The 17,364-nt window shown below is 59.4% G+C and carries 19 protein-coding genes; 5 read left to right on the forward strand and 14 right to left on the reverse strand.

All coding sequences use genetic code 11. From position 1 onward, the window contains the following. Positions 1–39: 39 nt before the first annotated feature. The 4 genes from CK911_RS19075 to CK911_RS19090 are packed head-to-tail and all read right to left on the reverse strand — an operon-like array spanning position 40 to position 2,003. Positions 40–582, reverse strand: a complete 543-nt coding sequence (locus CK911_RS19075) for a GNAT family N-acetyltransferase (protein ID WP_098971919.1) — start codon at positions 580–582, stop codon at positions 40–42. Beyond that, complete coding sequence (locus CK911_RS19080) at positions 582–998, reverse strand: GNAT family N-acetyltransferase (protein WP_098971921.1); 417 nt, start codon at positions 996–998, stop codon at positions 582–584. The genes CK911_RS19075 and CK911_RS19080 overlap by 1 nt, the downstream gene beginning before the upstream one ends. A 28-nt stretch (positions 999–1,026) precedes the next feature. Next, positions 1,027–1,662, reverse strand: coding sequence for a Vat family streptogramin A O-acetyltransferase (locus CK911_RS19085; protein WP_098971923.1), 636 nt, complete (start codon positions 1,660–1,662; stop codon positions 1,027–1,029). A 23-nt stretch (positions 1,663–1,685) separates the two neighbouring features. Continuing rightward, entirely contained in the window at positions 1,686–2,003 is a 318-nt protein-coding gene (locus CK911_RS19090) for a hypothetical protein (RefSeq protein WP_098971925.1), read from the reverse strand. A gap of 350 nt (positions 2,004–2,353) precedes the next feature. On the opposite strand from CK911_RS19090, the gene CK911_RS19095 reads away from it, so the two are divergent. The 3 genes from CK911_RS19095 (at position 2,354) to CK911_RS19100 (ending at position 4,990) form a co-directional block, all read left to right on the forward strand. Further along, positions 2,354–3,244 carry a sensor domain-containing diguanylate cyclase gene (locus CK911_RS19095; protein WP_098971928.1) on the forward strand — a complete coding sequence of 297 codons (891 nt, stop codon included), beginning with the start codon at positions 2,354–2,356 and terminating at the stop codon, positions 3,242–3,244. Between the two features lie 85 nt (positions 3,245–3,329). Beyond that, positions 3,330–3,719, forward strand: a complete 390-nt coding sequence (locus tag CK911_RS21265) for a hypothetical protein (protein ID WP_157774571.1) — start codon at positions 3,330–3,332, stop codon at positions 3,717–3,719. Next, positions 3,716–4,990, forward strand: a complete 1,275-nt coding sequence (locus CK911_RS19100; RefSeq protein ID WP_098971930.1) for an amino acid permease — start codon at positions 3,716–3,718, stop codon at positions 4,988–4,990. The genes CK911_RS21265 and CK911_RS19100 overlap by 4 nt, the downstream gene beginning before the upstream one ends. 66 nt (positions 4,991–5,056) lie before the next feature. Here CK911_RS19100 and CK911_RS19105 read toward each other — a convergent pair whose 3' ends face one another. Further along, complete coding sequence (locus tag CK911_RS19105; protein WP_172954061.1) at positions 5,057–5,695, reverse strand: exopolysaccharide biosynthesis protein; 639 nt, start codon at positions 5,693–5,695, stop codon at positions 5,057–5,059. A 252-nt stretch (positions 5,696–5,947) separates the two neighbouring features. On the opposite strand from CK911_RS19105, the gene CK911_RS19110 reads away from it, so the two are divergent. Continuing rightward, positions 5,948–6,571 carry an outer membrane beta-barrel protein gene (locus CK911_RS19110; RefSeq protein WP_098972805.1) on the forward strand — a complete coding sequence of 208 codons (624 nt, stop codon included), beginning with the start codon at positions 5,948–5,950 and terminating at the stop codon, positions 6,569–6,571. 91 nt (positions 6,572–6,662) lie between these two features. Here the strand turns inward: CK911_RS19110 and CK911_RS19115 are convergent, their stop codons facing one another. Then, on the reverse strand, positions 6,663–7,589 hold the full coding sequence (locus tag CK911_RS19115) for a GGDEF domain-containing protein (RefSeq protein WP_098971935.1): 927 nt from the start codon (positions 7,587–7,589) through the stop codon (positions 6,663–6,665). Between the two features lie 505 nt (positions 7,590–8,094). On the opposite strand from CK911_RS19115, the gene amt reads away from it, so the two are divergent. Further along, a complete protein-coding gene (gene amt / locus CK911_RS19120; RefSeq protein WP_098971937.1) occupies positions 8,095–9,522 on the forward strand; it encodes an ammonium transporter in 1,428 nt (475 codons plus the stop codon). An 83-nt stretch (positions 9,523–9,605) separates the two neighbouring features. Here amt and CK911_RS19125 read toward each other — a convergent pair whose 3' ends face one another. From CK911_RS19125 to hslR, 8 genes are all read right to left on the reverse strand, one after another. Then, on the reverse strand, positions 9,606–10,073 hold the full coding sequence (locus CK911_RS19125; protein ID WP_042024629.1) for a glycine zipper 2TM domain-containing protein: 468 nt from the start codon (positions 10,071–10,073) through the stop codon (positions 9,606–9,608). A 110-nt stretch (positions 10,074–10,183) separates the two neighbouring features. Further along, positions 10,184–10,669, reverse strand: a complete 486-nt coding sequence (locus CK911_RS19130; protein WP_098971939.1) for a GNAT family N-acetyltransferase — start codon at positions 10,667–10,669, stop codon at positions 10,184–10,186. Positions 10,670–10,782: 113 nt separating this feature from the next. After that, the gene (locus CK911_RS19135) at positions 10,783–11,187 is read right to left on the reverse strand and encodes a nitrous oxide-stimulated promoter family protein (RefSeq protein ID WP_172954062.1); all 405 of its coding nucleotides are present in this window, start codon (positions 11,185–11,187) and stop codon (positions 10,783–10,785) included. 87 nt (positions 11,188–11,274) lie between these two features. Then, positions 11,275–13,077 carry an aminopeptidase P family protein gene (locus CK911_RS19140; protein ID WP_098971943.1) on the reverse strand — a complete coding sequence of 601 codons (1,803 nt, stop codon included), beginning with the start codon at positions 13,075–13,077 and terminating at the stop codon, positions 11,275–11,277. 33 nt (positions 13,078–13,110) lie between these two features. Beyond that, positions 13,111–13,776 (reverse strand): GntR family transcriptional regulator, encoded by a 666-nt coding sequence (locus CK911_RS19145; protein ID WP_098971945.1) that lies wholly within the window; start codon positions 13,774–13,776, stop codon positions 13,111–13,113. 204 nt (positions 13,777–13,980) lie between these two features. Beyond that, positions 13,981–15,606, reverse strand: a complete 1,626-nt coding sequence (gene pckA / locus CK911_RS19150) for a phosphoenolpyruvate carboxykinase (ATP) (protein WP_098971948.1) — start codon at positions 15,604–15,606, stop codon at positions 13,981–13,983. Positions 15,607–15,755: 149 nt separating this feature from the next. Beyond that, entirely contained in the window at positions 15,756–16,640 is an 885-nt protein-coding gene (gene hslO / locus CK911_RS19155) for an Hsp33 family molecular chaperone HslO (protein WP_042024634.1), read from the reverse strand. Positions 16,641–16,731: 91 nt separating this feature from the next. Continuing rightward, the gene (gene hslR / locus CK911_RS19160; RefSeq protein ID WP_042024636.1) at positions 16,732–17,130 is read right to left on the reverse strand and encodes a ribosome-associated heat shock protein Hsp15; all 399 of its coding nucleotides are present in this window, start codon (positions 17,128–17,130) and stop codon (positions 16,732–16,734) included. Positions 17,131–17,364 lie beyond the last annotated feature (234 nt).

Genomic DNA, 17,364 nt, shown 5'->3' on the forward strand with positions numbered 1-17,364 from the left:
TCTGAAAGGGGACTAACAGGGGATGTAATAGAAAGGGGGTTAGTCTATGGGAGTAAGAGAGTAAATAAGAGCATCAAGGGGTTGTCCATGGAGGAAGATGCGATTTCTTGCTCGGCACTCAAAGGTTGCTCCGGCGGCGATGGCAACAGCTTCGCTGGCTGTGTTGCCGACTCCCATCACGATCTCCAGCCGAAATAGTCCCAACTGCTGAAAACCAAAGTCACGGAGCAGGGCGACCGCCTGTCGGGCGATGCCGCAGCCTTGGCGGGATTGCCGTACCCAATAGCCGATATTGCCATAGCAATGATGGGGCGCCAGCTGGTTGATTCCTGCGCCACCCAACAGCTGGCCGGTGGTGGCGCAGAAAATGCCCATGTCAAAGGCGCGTCCCGCCGCACAATCCTGCTCGCAGCTGGCAAACCACTCCAGTGCGCTGTCCCGAGTAAATGAACGGGAGCACCAGCTCATCCATTTGCCGACCGTCTCGATGGATTCGTGGGCCGCGCGGACAAACTCGTTGGCATCGCCCGCTTCGAACGGGCGGATCACGAGTTGAGCGTTGGCAAGGCGCGGGAGTGTCATCACTTATCCTGCTTTTTCAGGAAGTAACTGACATGCCCCGGCGGCATATCGGGCAGCTGGCCAAAGACCTCGTAACCCTGCTTCTGGTAGAAGGGGAGGGCCTGAAAACTGGTGGTTTCCAAGTGGTAGTTGGTGATGCCTTTACTTTGGGCGTACTGCTCCATGGCGCCGAGCAGGCGGCCGCCCCAGCCATCGCGGCGGATGCTTTCGTCGATCCAGAGCCAGTCGACATGCAGCCAGCCCCACTTGATGTCGGCGATGATGCCGCCGTGTACCTTGCCCTCTTTATCCTTGATAAAGCTGGCGATCCGCTCGCGCAGATGGGTGCCGGCGTGATCCTTGTTGTAGCCAGAGAGACCAATGCGCAGCGCTTCGATCTCATCATCGTGAGGCGCTCGGGGTGGGGTTAGTTGCATAGTGCTTCCTGCTTGATGGTGGTTGTCTCTATCGGGTTGCCGCTTCCAGCGCGGCTATCTCGCCGCCGCCAATCAGCTTCAAGTTCTGGCTGATCTGCTCCACCGGCCAGTCCCACCAGGCGATGGCGTTGAGACGGGCGATGGTGTCGTCGTCGAAGCGGTAGCGGATCACTTTGGCGGGGTTGCCGCCGACCACGGCGTAGGCGGGCACGTCGCCGGTGACCACGGCGCGGGCGGCGATAATGGCGCCGTTGCCGACTTTTACCCCCGGCATGATCAACGCCTCATAGCCAATCCAGACATCGTTGCCGATCACGGTATCGCCCTTGTAGGGGAGGCTGCCCGGAGCGGGTGCGGCGCTTTCCCAGCCGTTGCCGAAGATAAAGAAGGGGTAGGTGGAGAAGCCGGAGGTCTGGTGGTTGGCGCCGTTCATGATGAACTTCACCCCGCGGGCGATGGCGCAGAACTTGCCGATGAGCAGCTTGTCGCCGATGAAGGGGAAGTGGTAGAGAACGTTGCGCTCGAAGCCCGCCGAATCCTCCGGGTCGTCGTAATAGGTGTAGTCACCCACCTCGATATTGGGCCCCTTGATGGTGTTCTTGATAAAGCACACCTGGGGGAAGCCGTTCATGGGGTGGGGATTGGCGGGGTCGGGTCCGTGCATCTGGTCTCCTTGGATGGGCCGGGCTAGAGCGCCGGGAAGTAGCAGGCGCTCATGTCGATGGGGTGATCGGGGCAGTCGGGCAGATAGAACTGCCAGCCCGCATCGGAGAAGGCGCGCAGCTCGGTTTCGACAAGCTTGATGGCGAGGCTCAGGGCCTGCAGGCTGTCGACGCCGTAGATGAAGGTTTTGTCGCTGAGCCCCGCCAGCTTCACCTTGCAGCGCCAGTCACCGCTGGCGGACTTGGGATCCGGCTCGGGGGCCTTGATGGCGATCTTGAGGATGAGCTGCTCCCCTTCGGTGCTGATGGCGTCGAAACGGGCGGTGACGATGGCGTTTTTCATCTGGCGATTCCTTTTCCGTGGTACAGCCCCTGCGGTTGCGGGGGGCTGGCATCCCTGATGGCCGATGAGGCGAAAATGTAGGCTCAGGAGGGCCAGCGTAAATGAACTTGTGAGTTGAAACAATGAGATATCCGCGACCGGGTGAGGGCGCTTGCGCAGCAGAGAGCGAGCGCGGGGTCGGGAGGCGGGGCGGGCTGGCGAACCTTGTTGGCCGAGACGCTCGCAGGCTGCTAGATGTAAAGGATTGTTGGCTGTGGCGGTAAATTAACCATCTGTGTCGATGAGGGCAGTTGAGTCCTCTTGAGGCAGAATGTCTCCCCCCTGTTTGACGCTGAAGTACAGGAGTCTCCGTGGCGCTTTCGATAACCCAGCTTTATGAAGTGATGGCCCAGCTGCCAGATCCCATCTTTATCCTCAGTGAAGATGGCTATTACATGGAATATATCGGCGGTATGGAGCAGCAATCCTACCACGACGGCAATCCGCTGGCGGGCAAGCAGCTGGCCGATGTGCTGCCGCCGGAGATGGCCGGGTGGGTCAAGGCGCAGGTGGCCGAGTCGCTGGCCAGCGGTCAGGTGCAGGTGGTGGAGTATGAGCTGGCCGCCACCGAGGTAGGGGGGATCAATGCCGCCGTCGGGCCGCAAGGGGTGCAGCGTTTCGAGGGCAAGATTGCGCCGCTGCCCTCCCTCTACGACGGCAAGCGGGTGGTAGCCTGGGTGACCCGCAATATCACCCGCCAGTTCGAGTTGCAGCAGCGGTTGCAGCGCCAGAGTGAAACCGACCAGCTGACCGGCCTCCATAACCGCCGCTACTTCTTCGAGCACTGTCAGCAGTTGCGGGCAGGGGATGCGCCCTGCGGCCTTATCATGCTCGACATCGATCACTTCAAGCAGATCAACGATCGTTACGGTCATCAGCAGGGAGATCTGGCCTTGCAGCGCTTCAGTGGCTGTATCGATACCCTATTGCGGGCAGACGACCTCTTTGTGCGCAGCGGCGGCGAGGAGTTTCTGATCCTGCTGCCACGGACTGATGAAGCCGGTTTGCTGCAGATGGCGGAGAAGATCCGCGCCGCCGTCGAGGCGCTGCCTGCCGATCCGGTCGCCATGACGGTCAGTCTGGGCACTACCCTGGTGCCGCCGGAGGAGGAGATCAATCTGGCGCTGGCTCGGGCCGACGAGTGGCTCTATCGGGCCAAGCGGGCAGGGCGCAACCGGGTGGCACACGGCCCGGCACGCTGAGCCTCTCGGCCCTGTTATTGGCAAAAATGACCTGTCTTTTTGCCATAAATAATTTGGCTGACATCACTGTCAATGAGTGGAAAAGTTGGCCGCATTATTTCACTCATATTCCACTGGCTATGGTGTTAATATTATTGGCCTGATCGCTGGTCTTATTTGTGTTGTTGGGCAACAGGATGAGGTTTTATCGGTATGTTATCAAACAGGCTTGAATCGGGTTTTGGATGACGAATGTGATACATCTCGTTGTCTTTTGAAACAATCCGATTCAAACAGTCATGAATTATTAACCTTGACCCGGATAGCGATTTCAACGATGGTAGCGTGGCAGCTCCGTTTCCCTCCGGTGGCCCTGTTGGCCGCTGGCGGCGTTGTTTTTCCATGTGCAGGGCGATATGCAACGACATATCTCCAGCCTGTTATTCGGGCCTATAAAAATAATGATGACAGACTAATAAGGTATATATTGCAATGAGTGTTTCTATTGCTGAAAAGAGTAACCCTGTTTCAAAATTGAAATGGGAGAAAAGCGATTCGGTATGGACCATGGGCTTATATGCCACTGCTGTCGGTGCCGGTACTTTATTTCTCCCAATTACTGTTGGCAGTAATTCCCCGGTTATTTTGCTGTTTATTTTATTGTTGGCTTTTCCGCTCTCTTATTATTCCCATCGGGCATTGAGTCGCTTTGTGCTCTCCAGCTCCCATCGGGAAGGGGACATCACCCATGTGGTGGAGGAGCACTTCGGTGCCAAGGCGGGCAAGCTGCTGATGCTGGTCTATCTGATGGCCTTCTACCCCATCATTCTGGTCTACAGCATCTCCATCACCAATGCGATCCAGAGCTTCGTGGTCCACCAGCTGGGCAACGCCGAGCTCCCGCGCGGCTTGCTGGTTGTGGGGGTGATGCTGGGCCTGCATCTGATCCTGTTGGCCGGCAAGCAGATCGTGGTGTCGGCCATCAGCGTGCTGGCGTTGCCGATGATCGCCTTCCTGATCGGTCTATCCGTCTATCTGCTGCCCCAGTGGAGCCTCTCCTATTTCAGCGAGAGTCAGGCGGTGGAGTGGCGTGATCCGGCGTTCTGGAAATCCCTCTGGCTGATCGTGCCGGTGATGGTTTTCTCGTTCAGCCATGCGCCCATTATTTCCTCCTTCAGCGCGGCGCAGAAGAAGCGCTGTCAGGAGAGTGCCGACCTGCGTGCCAAGCGGATCATCAAGTACAGCAGCCTGCTGATTTGCGGTAGCGTGCTCTTTTTCGTGGTGAGCTGCGTGATGAGCCTGAGCCAGGCCGAGATGGCGCTGGCCCGCACCGACAATATCTCTGTGCTATCGGCGCTGGCGAACAAGTTCTCCAATCCGCTGATCGCCTATGTGGGGCCGCTCATCGCCATTCTGGCTATGTCCAAATCCTTCCTCGGCACCTCCATGGGGGTGAGCGAGGGGACGGTGAGCATGGTGAGTGGTGCCTGTCAGGGGCTGGGGCTCTCCCTCAAGGAGTCGACCATCGCCCGGGTGTCGTCGGTGATCCTGTTTATGGTGACTGCCGTCATCACCTATCTGAACCCCAATGTGCTCGACATCATCGAGCGCGTCAGTGGCCCGCTGATCGCGGTGATCCTGTTTCTGCTGCCGGCCTGCTCCATCTATCGCTTGCCCGCACTCAAGCGTTATCGCGGGCCGAGTACCCTTTTTGTGTTGGTGATGGGGCTGCTTGCCATCTCGGCCCTTATCTACGATCTGCTTTGACCGGGCGGTATCCCGCACAAATCAAAAAGGGCGACCATCTGGTCGCCCTTTTTCTATGCATCGGGGTTAGCCGAGCAGGCCGGTGGCGCTCTGGCCCGCCATCAGCAAGCCGATGGCCAGCACGCTGAACCAGACCAGCGTGGCCCCCACCAGCAGGTAGCCGCTGGCGACGAACAGGCCATCTCGCTGCAACATGCCGGTGGCAAGTAGCAGGATGGCCCAGGCGGGCATGGCATTGGTGAAGGGGATGGCGCCAAGGGGCAGCATCAGCAACAGGGCGGCCAGCATGATCAGCAGGCCGTTGCAGCGGTTAACCGCGCTGCTGCCGGTCAGCAACAGCAGGCGTGGGCGGATAAAGCGATCGACCCGGGCCAGCAGATCCGCCCCCTTGTGCAGGGTCGGTTTGAGCTGGTCGGCGGCGAAGCGGCGCTCCATCAGCATGGCGGGCAGCCAGGGCACCCGGTTGAGGGTGATGCCGATGCCGATAAAGAGGATCAGCAGGCCGAACGGGGTGCTGACGCCGGGAATGGAGACCGGCAGCAGGAAGGGGACGGTGAGCAGTACGCAGAACAGCAGCATTCCCTGCTCGCCCACCAGCTCCAGCATCTGGCGCAGGCTGACGTGGCTCTCGTCGATGGCGTGGGCGGTGGCCCGCAGAGTATCCGCGAGGGTGGTTTGGGGGTCGTGAAGTTGCGCGGCAACCATTCCCTGATGTCCTTCTGAGTGGTGATGGCGGGCCCCGATGACCCGATTTTTCGCCAGCATACGTGGCAGAGGTTAACCGCCGATGAATGGTGGCGGCTGGCGCATCGCGGCGGTTGTGGCACGGGTCTGGTGCCGAAACAGCCGAGGGTCAGCCGTGTCATGAATGTGATCCGGTACAGCCGCCGTTTAGGAGTGGCGCAGAATGAAGCTGGTATGCTTTCTGAACAATCACACAGGGAGCAGGGGATGATGATGAAGAGAGCCGGGATAGCGATAGTGGGGCTGTTGCTGCCACTGGGGCAGGCCTGGAGTAGCGAGGCCGCGACCACATCCGGTTGGCAGTTGACGCCGTTTTTCGGCTACAGCTCAGCCATCGATTTCGAGAAGAGCGACGATGTGGTGGAGCCGGTATCGCGCTCGACCTCGCTCGATTCACTGCAAGGGCAGCGCTCCGGCAGCTGGGGCCTCTTTATCAGCAAGGAGGTGGATGATCCCGGCATGATTGAGCTGCTCTACAGCCACCAGTCCACCACCCTCTCTCCCGATCAGCCGGATCGCCTGACGGTGGATACCCTGCACTTTGCCGGTGCGCTGACCCTCTCTGACAACCTGATGGCGCCCTATATCGGTGCCGGGATCGGGGTGACTCGTTTCGCCGCCTACGACAGCGAGGTGATGCCCTCCATGTCACTGGCGCTCGGGGTACAACCCCGGCTGAGTGAACATCTGGCGCTGCGAGCCGAGGTGCGCGGTTATGGCTCGCTGGTCAACGACAGCAACCAGTTTCTCTGCAACCCGGAGCAGTGCGTGTTCAAGGTGCGCGGGGAGCTGGTGACCCAGTGGCAGGCCAATATCGGGCTTACCTTCCGCTTTTAAGCGGGTCCTATTACACCCATGAGTAAGGGGCCGTTAGGCCCCTTTTTCATCAGCTATGTTACGCCGTGACCGGCACTCAACCGCCAGCTCTTCACTCTCCATGCGTAGTCGGAGTAGTAGCCCACACCGCGCAGTTTCTACCAGCCTCTTTGGCGCGATAGAGCGCCTGATCCACCCGCTTGAACAGCGAGACTGCCGGCTCCTTGGGCTCACGGATCCCCACCCCCAGACTGACCGTCAGGGGCCTGGCCGGATCGGGGGCTATGGTGCGGGTCGCCGCCAGCAGGGTGCTGGCCAGTTGCTGCAATTGTGCTTCGTTGGCGACGGGCAGCAGCAGGACGAACTCCTCACCACCAATGCGGGCCGCCAGCGCCCCGGGCGGGCAGTGTTGCTGCAACAGCTCGCCAAACTGCTGCAGCACCCAATCCCCGATATCGTGGCCGTAGTTGTCATTGATCCCCTTGAAGTGATCCAGATCCAGCAGGATGAGGGCATGGTAAACCCCCCGCTCCAGAAACAACTGCTGATGAAAGTAGCGCCGGTTTGGCAGCCGGGTCAGATCGTCAAACAGCGCCTGTTGTCTGAGCTGGGCATTGATATGAAAGAGGTGGTGCATGGTGCTCAGGATGCCGATGCTGCTGAGCAGAATGCCGCTGGATCGCAGCAGATCCTCGGCGTAGATGGCGAGCCAGAGCGGTTGCTGCACGATTTCATCCATGATGTCGGCGGTGGCCCCCATGATCCACAACATCAGGCCGCAGGAGAGCAGGCGGTAGGTCTTGGCGGGCAGATGGGCGCACTGTACCACCCAGAACAGGAACAGCATGGTGAACCAGTTGATCACCTCGAAGCCAAAGCTGACGGCGTAAAAGCGCTCGTAGGGAAAGTGGGGTAGCAACCAGAGATGCAGGAGCATGATGGCCAGCATCAACACTCCCAGCAAGGCGATGTGAGCGCGGTGCTCCCCATCGAGAATGCGGTAGTGGGAGGGGCTGATGTCGAGACGATCGAACTGCATGAGGTTCCTCGGATGTGGGCTTGCCATCATCTTGCAACCAAGGGCTCGCGTAATGGTGTGCCTTGGGCAGATAACAGCAAGTGACGGGCCTGACAGTGTAAACGAGCTGACCCGGGCAGTGCGATGGTAATGGCATCAGCTTGTGGGCTGGCTCCGGGTTTGCGCACTTCTGGTGCGCACGTTATTGCCTGCCCTGTGACAGGGCGGCCCTGGGCAGGTTGGCGCAGTCAGCGCGCCATGTTGGTGCAATCGGGGTTTCGTCGATAGTTAATTTTATGATTTTAAAGGATTTAAATTTATGGCCCGCTTTATGCTTTTTACATATCAGACGGTCTCTTGCGGTCATCGGCGGCAGACGCAGTGATGTGAAGTGGCAAGAGACATCCCCGTGCCGGGCACGGGTGTGATTCTGGCGGGTCGCAGCAACACCTTGCGGCTTGCCACAGATTCAATCAGGGAAACGGAGCCGGTCTTGTACCGGTACGACAGGGAAGGAGAGTGCTCTATGGTCAAAAAATGGATGATGGCGGGTCTGACGATGTTGCCTGCCTTGCTGGTTACCCCAAGTTGGGCCGAAGAGGTCGCTCAGGTACAGGCTGCGGTGGCACCGGTTGCCGCCATGACAATCAACAAGGGTGACAACACCTGGATGCTGCTGTCGGCGGCGCTGGTGATCCTGATGTCGATCCCCGGTCTGGCGCTCTTCTACGGTGGTCTGGTGCGGGCCAAGAACATGCTGAGCGTGCTGATGCAGGTGTTTACCCTGTTCTGCCTCATCTGCGTGCTGTGGGTGATCTACGGCTACTCGCTGGCCTTTACCGAGGGCAACAGCATCTACGGATCCTTCAGCAAGGTGTTGCTCAAGGGGGTGACGCCTGACTCCATTGCCGCCACCTTCAGCAAGGGTGTCGGTATCAGTGAGCTGATCTATGTGGTGTTTCAGGGGGCTTTTGCCGCCATCACCTGCGGCCTTATCGTGGGGGCCTTTGCCGAGCGCATCAAGTTCGCTGCCGTGTTGCTCTTTTCGGTGATCTGGTTCACCTTCGCCTACATCCCGCTGGCCCACATGGTGTGGTACTGGGCGGGCCCGGATGCCTATACCAGCGCCGAAGCTGCCGCGACGGCGACCGCCACTGCCGGTTATCTGTTCCAGCATGGTGCGCTCGACTTCGCCGGCGGCACAGTGGTACACATCAACGCCGCCGTGGCGGGTCTGGTAGGGGCCTATCTGGTGGGCAAGCGTCTGGGCTACGGTCGTGATCCCATGACCCCCCACAGCCTGACCATGACCATGATCGGCGCCTCCCTGCTCTGGTTTGGCTGGTTCGGCTTTAACGCTGGCTCCGCGCTGGAAGCCAACGGTATCGCCGCACTCGCCTTTATCAACACCTGGGTGGCTCCTGCTGCGGCGGCACTCTCCTGGACCTTGGCCGAGTGGGTGATGAAAGGGCGTCCCTCTCTGCTGGGTGCGGCCTCTGGCGCGGTGTCCGGTCTGGTGATGATTACCCCGGCTGCCGGTTTCGTCGGGGTCGGCGGTGCTTTAGTGATGGGTCTTATCAGTGGCGTGGCGGGTCTGTGGGGCGTGCACGGTCTCAAGCGTTTGCTGGGTGCCGATGACAGTCTCGATGTGTTTGGTTTGCACGGGGTGTGCGGCATTCTCGGTGCCCTGCTGACCGGCGTTTTTGCCAGCCCGGATCTGGGCGGCACCGGGGTGTGGGACTATGTCACCAATCAGGTTGCCGAGGGGTACTCCATCCTGACTCAGGTGAAGATCCAGGCCATCGGGGTGGGTGTCACCATCCTCTGGTCCGGTGCCGTGGCGGCGATTGCCTTCAAGGCGGTCGACATGCTGGTCGGGTTGCGGGTGAACGGCGATGCCGAGCGGGAAGGGCTGGATGTGACCTCCCACGGCGAGAAGGCTTACAGCATGTAATCCCGAACGTCAGATAACAAAAAACCGCCGGTTCCGGCGGTTTTTTTATGGTTCGAGAGCAGTGGACCGCTTGGTTCACACTCTTAATTGACGACGGCCACGTTGATGCTGCCATTGCCCTGGGTCATGCGAACGCGCGCGCCCGGGGTGAAGGTGGGGCTGGCTTTCTGCACTACCACGATGGCTTCGCCATTCTCTTTCTTGATCTCCAGCTCGACGCCGTCGACCTGATTCATCTTGTTGCCGACGGCGTTGCCTGCCGCCGCACCGGCGATGGCGCCGCCTGCGGCTGCGATATCACGGCCGGTACCGCCACCTATGGTGCTGCCCAGCAGGCCGCCGACTACGGCGCCGCCGATGGTGCCCATCAGGGAGTTCTCATCGGCCTGGATCTTCACCGGGCGGGTAGAGATGATGGTGCCGTAACTGACGGTCTGCACCTGTTTGGCGCGGTCTTTGGTATAGACATCGCCAGAGTAAACGTCGCTATTGGCACAACCCGTGATGGTGGTTGCGGCCAGCAGGGCAATAAGGGTCATACGCTTCAACATGGTGAGCCTCCTGGGCTGCATGGAATTTGAACAATCCGGTTGATGAGCTGAACTCTACTCCAACCTTGTCACACATGAAATCGGCAAAATGTAACCAATTATGCGTTCTGTTACCGGTTTTGTCCTTGAATCGCAGCTGTACCGGAGAGGGTTTTGACCAGCAGCAGGCGGTCTTCTCCGGGGCCAAAATAGTCGGCTACCTCCTCCTGCAATGTGTAACCGAGCCGGTAGTAGAGGCGCTGGGCCGGATTGGCGGGATCAACGGTGAGTCGCAACGTGCTGATCTGTAACGCCTGCTGGTTTACCTCCATCTGGCGCATCATCCGCTCTGCGAGGCCAAAACCGCGCGCTTCTGGCAGCACCGCCAGCGACAGCACCCAGCCTTGCGACCGCTCCTGACCAAAGCCACCCAGCACATAACCCACCAGATGCCCCTCGTATTCGGCCACCAGCAACAACTCTGGCCACAAATCCATCGCCTGACGAAAGAAGAATGCCGGATAGACATCGTCGCCAAAGACGTTGGCATCGATCTGCCAGATGGCGTGCATATCGGCATGGGTAGCGGTACGTAGCAGGGGCGGGTTGTGGTGCATCAGGACTCCATCGGCAGCAATAGGGGCGGTTAGGGCCGCTGACCCCAAGGTCAACGGCGCAAAAGAAGTCACAGGGTAGTGGTCATCCCCTGCCTGATGCAAGGGGCTGGCGCTCAGGGGGGAAGGGGTCGGCTATGGGGCAGTTTTGGGGCCTTGCGCCAGCCATCGAGCAGGTGGCGGAGGGCGAGCAAGGGGTGGCGCAGCAACATGCGCGGGCCGCTCCACTTCATTACCTGCTGGATCTGTTTGCGCATCGCCGGGGCGTAGCAGTGGATGTTGCAGTTGGCGCAGGTGGGTTTATGGCCGTGGCCGTAACGACAACGATTGAGCCGCTGATGGGCGAAATCCCGTAACTGATCACAGTGGCGGCAGTGGGGATCCTGATGATGGTGCTGGCAGTAAAGGCGGATCATCGCGCTGACCGTCTTTTTCTCGCGCATGAGTCTGGGGTGGTCACTCGCCTTTTTGCTGATTGCAGCGTGTGGGCCCCTTGCTGGGCTGACATGATGACTTTTCATGGCAGCCATTGTCCTGACCTGTTTCGTGAGGGTGTTGATACAGGTCAAAAGGGGGGACAAAAAACAGGGCCCGCAGGCCCTGTGTCATCAGATGAGTCTGGTCGCTTGTTCCAGCCAAGCGAGATCCTCGCCCTCGAGCAGCGGGCTCAGGCGGCGGAACACCTCGATATGGTAATCGTTGATCCAGCGAAACTCTGCCTGACTCAGCAAGCTGCGGTCGATCAGGCGAGTATCGAACGGCACGTAGGTCAGGCGCTCGAAGCCCAGCATTGGCAGCTCGCCAACCTGTTCCAGCTCGGTCACTATCACCAGATTTTCGCAGCGGATGCCAAAACCATCTTCCCGGTAGTAGCCCGGTTCGTTGGAGAGCACCATGCCCGGTTGCAGGGCGACCATGCTCCCTTTCGGTGCAATGCGTTGCGGCCCTTCGTGGACGCTCAGGAAGTGGCCGACGCCATGACCTGTGCCGTGGTCGTAGTTGTAACCGGCCTGCCACAGCGGCATGCGGGCCAGCACGTCGAGCTGGATACCGGCGGTGCCGCGGGGGAAGCGGGCCTGATCCAGTGCGATATGACCCTGCAGTACCCGGGTAAACATCGCTTTCTGCTCGTCGCTCACCTCACCCACCTTGATGGTGCGGGTGATGTCGGTGGTGCCATCCATGTATTGCGCACCGGAGTCCAGCAGGTAGAGGCTGTCCTGACCAAACGCACGGGGGGTGCCGTTGGTATGGTGGTAGTGGCACATGGCGGCGTTGGGGCCGAGCGCGGAGATGGTATCGAAGCTCGGCTCGACGTAGTGCTCCTGCTCGCGGCGGAACGCTTCCACCTGATCGGCCAGGGTGCCTTCATCCACCCCCTCGAACTCGCCGGAGGCGATCAGTCGATCCAGCCAGGCGAGGAAGCGGGTCATGGCCACGCCATCGCGCAGGTGAGCGGCGCGCATGCCGGTCAGCTCTACGTCGTTCTTGCACGCTTTCGGCAGCATGGTGGGGTCTTGGCCTGCCACCAGAATGGCGCCCGCCTCTTCCATGATGAGCTGGGTCCAGGCGTTGGCGCTGTCGGGATCGGCCAGCACCTTCTGCTGATCTTCACCGATACGCTGCAGCACGTCGCCCAGCTTGTCGATGGGGTAAACAGAGACATCCTGCCCCACGTGCTGGCTGAAGGCGAAGCAGTCGATCTTGTCGGCATCGACGAAAAAATCCATGGTGGTGTTGGCGTAGAGCACCGCAAAGCCCAGCACCACCGGCAGCCGTTCGATGTCACGGCCACGCAGGTTGAGCAGCCAGTTGATGGGCTCGGCCTGGGTCAATAGCACCGCATCCAGCCCGCGTTTGCGCAGATCGGCTGCCAGCAATTCCCGTTTGGCCTGGCTCGATTGCCCTGCCAGCTCTTCGCTGTAGAGGATGACCGGAGTTTTGGTCGGCTCGGGGCGATCGCACCAGTGCTGATCGATGGGGTTCTGCTCAATACGGATCAGCTCGATACCGCGATCGGCCAGCACGGCTTTGGCGTTGTTGTACCAGGTCAGGCTGTGCAGGCGGGCATCGAAGCCAACCCGGGAGCCTGATGGCAGCTGTTCGGCCAGCCACTGCACATGAGGATCGTTGTTCAGGTGGAGAAATTCGAACAACTCGGCGGGAGTCTGCATCCGCGCCTGTACCGTATAGCGACCATCGACAAAGAGGGCTGCCCGCTGCGCCATGATGATGGCCACCCCGGCAGAGCCGTTGAAACCGGTGATCCAGTCAAGTCGCTCGGCATAGGCGGGGATGTACTCGCCGAGGTGTTCATCATCGTGGGGGACAATAAATGCGTCCAACTCCTGCATGGCCAGCTCGGCCCTGACTTGGGCGACGCGGGTTTCAATTATCTCGAAATTAATCATGTCGTTAGTGCCAGATGGTTGCTATATGAGTGTTCAGTTTTGATGGCCGCTATCCAGGATCCGTTTGATCGACTGGCCTGCGGCTTCGATATGTTGTTTGAGCAGTACCACCGCCTCATGCTTGCGCCGGGCGCGGCACAACTCCAGCAATTGGGCGTGTTCACGCTCCGCCTTGTCCACTCCGCCCTGGGCAAACAGTAGCTCGAAGCGGACATAGCGGTCACAGCTCAGATTGATCTGGGCGATCAGTTCAAGTGCCTGGGGGCGACCGGCTGCCTGATAGAGGGTGGCGTGAAAGCTGTGGTTCAACTCGGCCCAATGTTCGATCTGGGTGCCTGACTCCAGGGCGTGATCAAACTGGGTGAGGATCATCTCCGCTTGGGCGAAGGTGGCTTCTGTCATCTTGTCGACGGCGTGAAACAGGGTATCGGCTTCCAGCAGTGCTCGCAAATAAAAGAGCTCGTCGATGGCCGAGGCGTCCAGCATGGTGACCACGGCACCGCGGTGTGCCTCGAATTTTACCAGCCCCTGCGCCTCCAGCTGCATCAGGGCTTCCCGCACCGGAATGCGGCTCACCGCCAGCTCTTTGGCAATGGCATCTTGTCGCAGCGGGGCGCCGGCGGGGAACTCCCCACGGAGGATCCGGCCGCGGAGGTTTTCCATCACCATCTGGGTGCGAGTCTGGTACGGGGGGGTCATGGTTGGGTCACGATTGGGCGTTGCAACATGGTAGATAGGAGCGAGTTTGGCTGAATCTACCCCGCCCGGTGTGGCAAGGCAAGGTTGGTGGCGCGCCCGGTCGGGGCTTGGTCACGAAAATAGCGGGGCACCATAACAAAAATGCCGGTCAGCAAGGCTGACCGGCATCATCTCTCTTACGCGAACTTGCGCGAAGCGAGTCCGTTACAACTGCGGACCGGCGGCGATCAGACGCTTGCCTTCGTCGTTATCGGTGAAACGCTCGAAGTTTTTGATGAAGCGCTGGGCCAGATCCTGAGCCTTGGCATCCCACTCGGCCTTGTTGGCGTAAGTGTCGCGCGGGTCGAGGATCGCCGGGTTCACATCGTGCAGTGCAGTCGGCACTTCCAGATTGAAGATCGGCAGCACCTTGGTCTCGGCCTTCTCGATGGAGCCATCCAGGATGGCGTCGATGATGGCGCGGGTATCCTTGATGGAGATGCGCTTGCCAGTGCCGTTCCAGCCTGTGTTGACCAGATAGGCCTCTGCACCTGCCGCTTCCATCCGTTTCACCAGCTCCTGACCGTACTTGGTCGGGTGCAGGGAGAGGAAGGCTGCGCCGAAGCAGGAGGAGAAGGTCGGAGTCGGTTCTGTGATGCCGCGCTCGGTACCGGCCAGTTTGGCGGTGAAGCCAGAGAGGAAGTGGTACTTGGTCTGCTCCTTGGTCAGTTTGGAGACCGGGGGCAGCACGCCGAAGGCGTCGGCAGTCAGGAAGATCACCTTGGTGGCGTGACCTGCCTTGGAGACCGGCTTGACGATGTTTTCGATGTGATAGATGGGGTAGGAGACGCGAGTGTTCTCGGTCTTGGAGCCATCATCGAAGTCGATGGTGCCATCGGCGGCAACGGTCACGTTCTCCAGCAGCGCATCGCGGCGGATGGCGTGGTAGATGTCCGGCTCTGCCTCTTCAGACAGTTTGATGGTCTTGGCATAGCAGCCACCCTCGAAGTTGAACACGCCGTGGTCATCCCAGCCGTGCTCGTCATCACCGATCAGCTGACGCTTGGGATCGGTAGACAGGGTGGTTTTGCCGGTGCCGGAGAGGCCGAAGAAGATGGCAACGTCGCCGTCCTGACCCACGTTGGCAGAGCAGTGCATGGAGGCAATGCCGCGCAGGGGCAGGAAGTAGTTCATCATCGAGAACATGCCCTTCTTCATCTCGCCACCGTACCAGGTGCCACCGATGAGCTGCATTTTCTCGGTCATGTTGAAGGCAACAAAGTTCTCGGAGTTGAGACCCTGCTCCTTCCAGTTCGGGTTGGTGCACTTGGCTCCGTTCATCACCACGAAGTCGGGCTTGAAGGTTTTCAGCTCTTCATCGCTCGGGCGGATGAACATGTTTTTCACGAAGTGTGCCTGCCAGGCTACCTCGGTGATGATGCGCACAGAGAGGCGGGTATCCGGGTTGGCACCGCAGAAACCGTCGACCACAAACAGGCGCTTGCCGGATAGCTGTTGGGTTACCAGACCTTTCAGATCTGACCACACTTCCGGGGTAATGGCTTTGTTATCATTCTTACCCTGGTCAGACCACCATACAGTATTCTGGGTGGTGGCATCTTTGACGATATATTTATCTTTCGGGGAGCGACCGGTGAAGATACCGGTGTTTACGTTGACGGCACCCAGCTCGGTGACCACACCGCGCTCGAACCCTTCCAGGTCAGAACGTGTCTCTTCGGCGAAAAGCTGGTCGTAAGAGGGGTTGCGAACGATTTCTTGGCTGTTTTTGATGCCGTACTGGTCCAGTCCTAATTGTTGGGCCAGGGTGGGTTCTGCCACGATTGTCATTGTATTCTCCTGGGTTCAGAGGTTGGTAGGGTTCTATCTGACGGTCATCCTATCACTTAGGTGGTAGAGTTTAGCGATCGCCATCAAACTTTATAAAATAGGGTGTTTTTTTGTTATTAAAGTTAAAGGCGGGTTTTGCCCGCCTTTAATTAGTGTAACTTGTTTGCATCATTGCCAGGAGTGCTACTGAACAGGGTTTCGACATCGATCCCATTAAATTGGTACTGGGCACCGCAGTAGTCACAGTGCATATCGATTTTGCCGAGCTCCTGCACCATCGCCATCGCCTCTTCCTTTTCGATCTGCAGCAGAGCCCCTTCACAGCGCTCGCGGGAGCAAGTGCAACGGAACTCGACTGCCTGCGGGTCAAATACCCGCACCTTGTCCTGGTGGTAGAGACGGTAGAGGATCTCTTCTGCCTGCAGGCCGAACAGCTCTTCATCCTTGATGGTGCTGGTGAGCTGGGTCAGGTGCTCGAAATCATGGCTGTGGTCTTCGTTCTGGGCAGGCAAGGCTTGCAGCAGGATACCGGCTGCGCGGGGTTCACCCTCATGGTAGCCAGTGCGGATCCACAACTTGGTGGCCAGCTGTTCGGATTGCTCGAAGTAGCGCTCCAGGCAGCCTGCCAGGGTGTCGGCGTCCAGCGCTATGATGCCCTGATAGCGTTCGCCCTGCTCCGGGGTGATGGTGATGACCAGTTGGCCGTTGCCGATCAGGCTCTGCAGCTTGCCATCGCTCGGCAACTCGCCCTCAAAACGGGCCACGCCACGCAATTGCAGGTTGTTATCACCGTTGATTACGGCCAGACGCACCGGGCCATCGCCCTGCAGTTGCACCGTGATGGAGCCTTCAAACTTGAGGGTGGCGGTCAGCAGGCTGGTCGCCACCAGCAGCTCGCCCAGCAGTTTTTGTACCTGTACCGGGTAGCTCTGGGCTTCCACCACATGGCGGTAGGTGTGATCCAGCTGGACCAGCTCGCCACGCACTTCGTACTCTTCAAACAGATAGCGATACAGCAGATCTTGGTTACTCATCATTGATTCCTGGATTGTTCGGTGAGGTAAATCGGTTCGGCTGGCGAGTGACCGCAGGGTGCCTCATCAGCCTTGTGTTAACGGGGTCAGGTCAGTACTGCTTGACCTTGATCAGCTGGCGTCGCTCCTGCTTGTCGGGGCGACGCTCGGGGCTGGGGGCAAACTGGCTGTTGAAACGGCGGGCTTCACTGTTCTCTGCCCGCTTTTTCAGGCTCTCGGCGGTTTCTTCATAGAGTAACTGGGCAAGCGGGGCCGATTTGCGTTGCTCGCTAATGGCCAGCACCCGCACTGTCCGTTCATCCTGACCCTGCCAGAGGCGGATCAGTGCCCCCACTTCCACCTGTTTGCCCGGTTTGCTGCGCTGACCATTGTAGTGCACCTTGCCCCCGTCGATCTGATCCCGCGCCACGGAGCGGGTCTTGTAGAAACGGGCTGCCCACAGCCACTTGTCGAGACGAACCTCAAGGGTACTTTCTGCATGATTGGGCATGAACAGGCTCCATAACGGGGAAAAGTGGGTATCGATTATATCAGAGGCCGGGGCCGGGATAGCAACCGGGTGGCAGCCGCGCGGGTGGGCAAACTATGCCCATGTGCTGCAACATATGGGCAGTATATTGATTCACAAGGGAAAGTAGGTGACTGGGGGCGTCTGCACCGGGTTGCCGGTGGGGGTTGCTTATATAGTGTATAAAAGATGCCGCCCCTGTTTGGCGCGGCATCT

Source organism: Aeromonas sp. CU5, assembly GCF_002586745.1.
Lineage (GTDB): Bacteria > Pseudomonadota > Gammaproteobacteria > Enterobacterales > Aeromonadaceae > Aeromonas > Aeromonas sobria.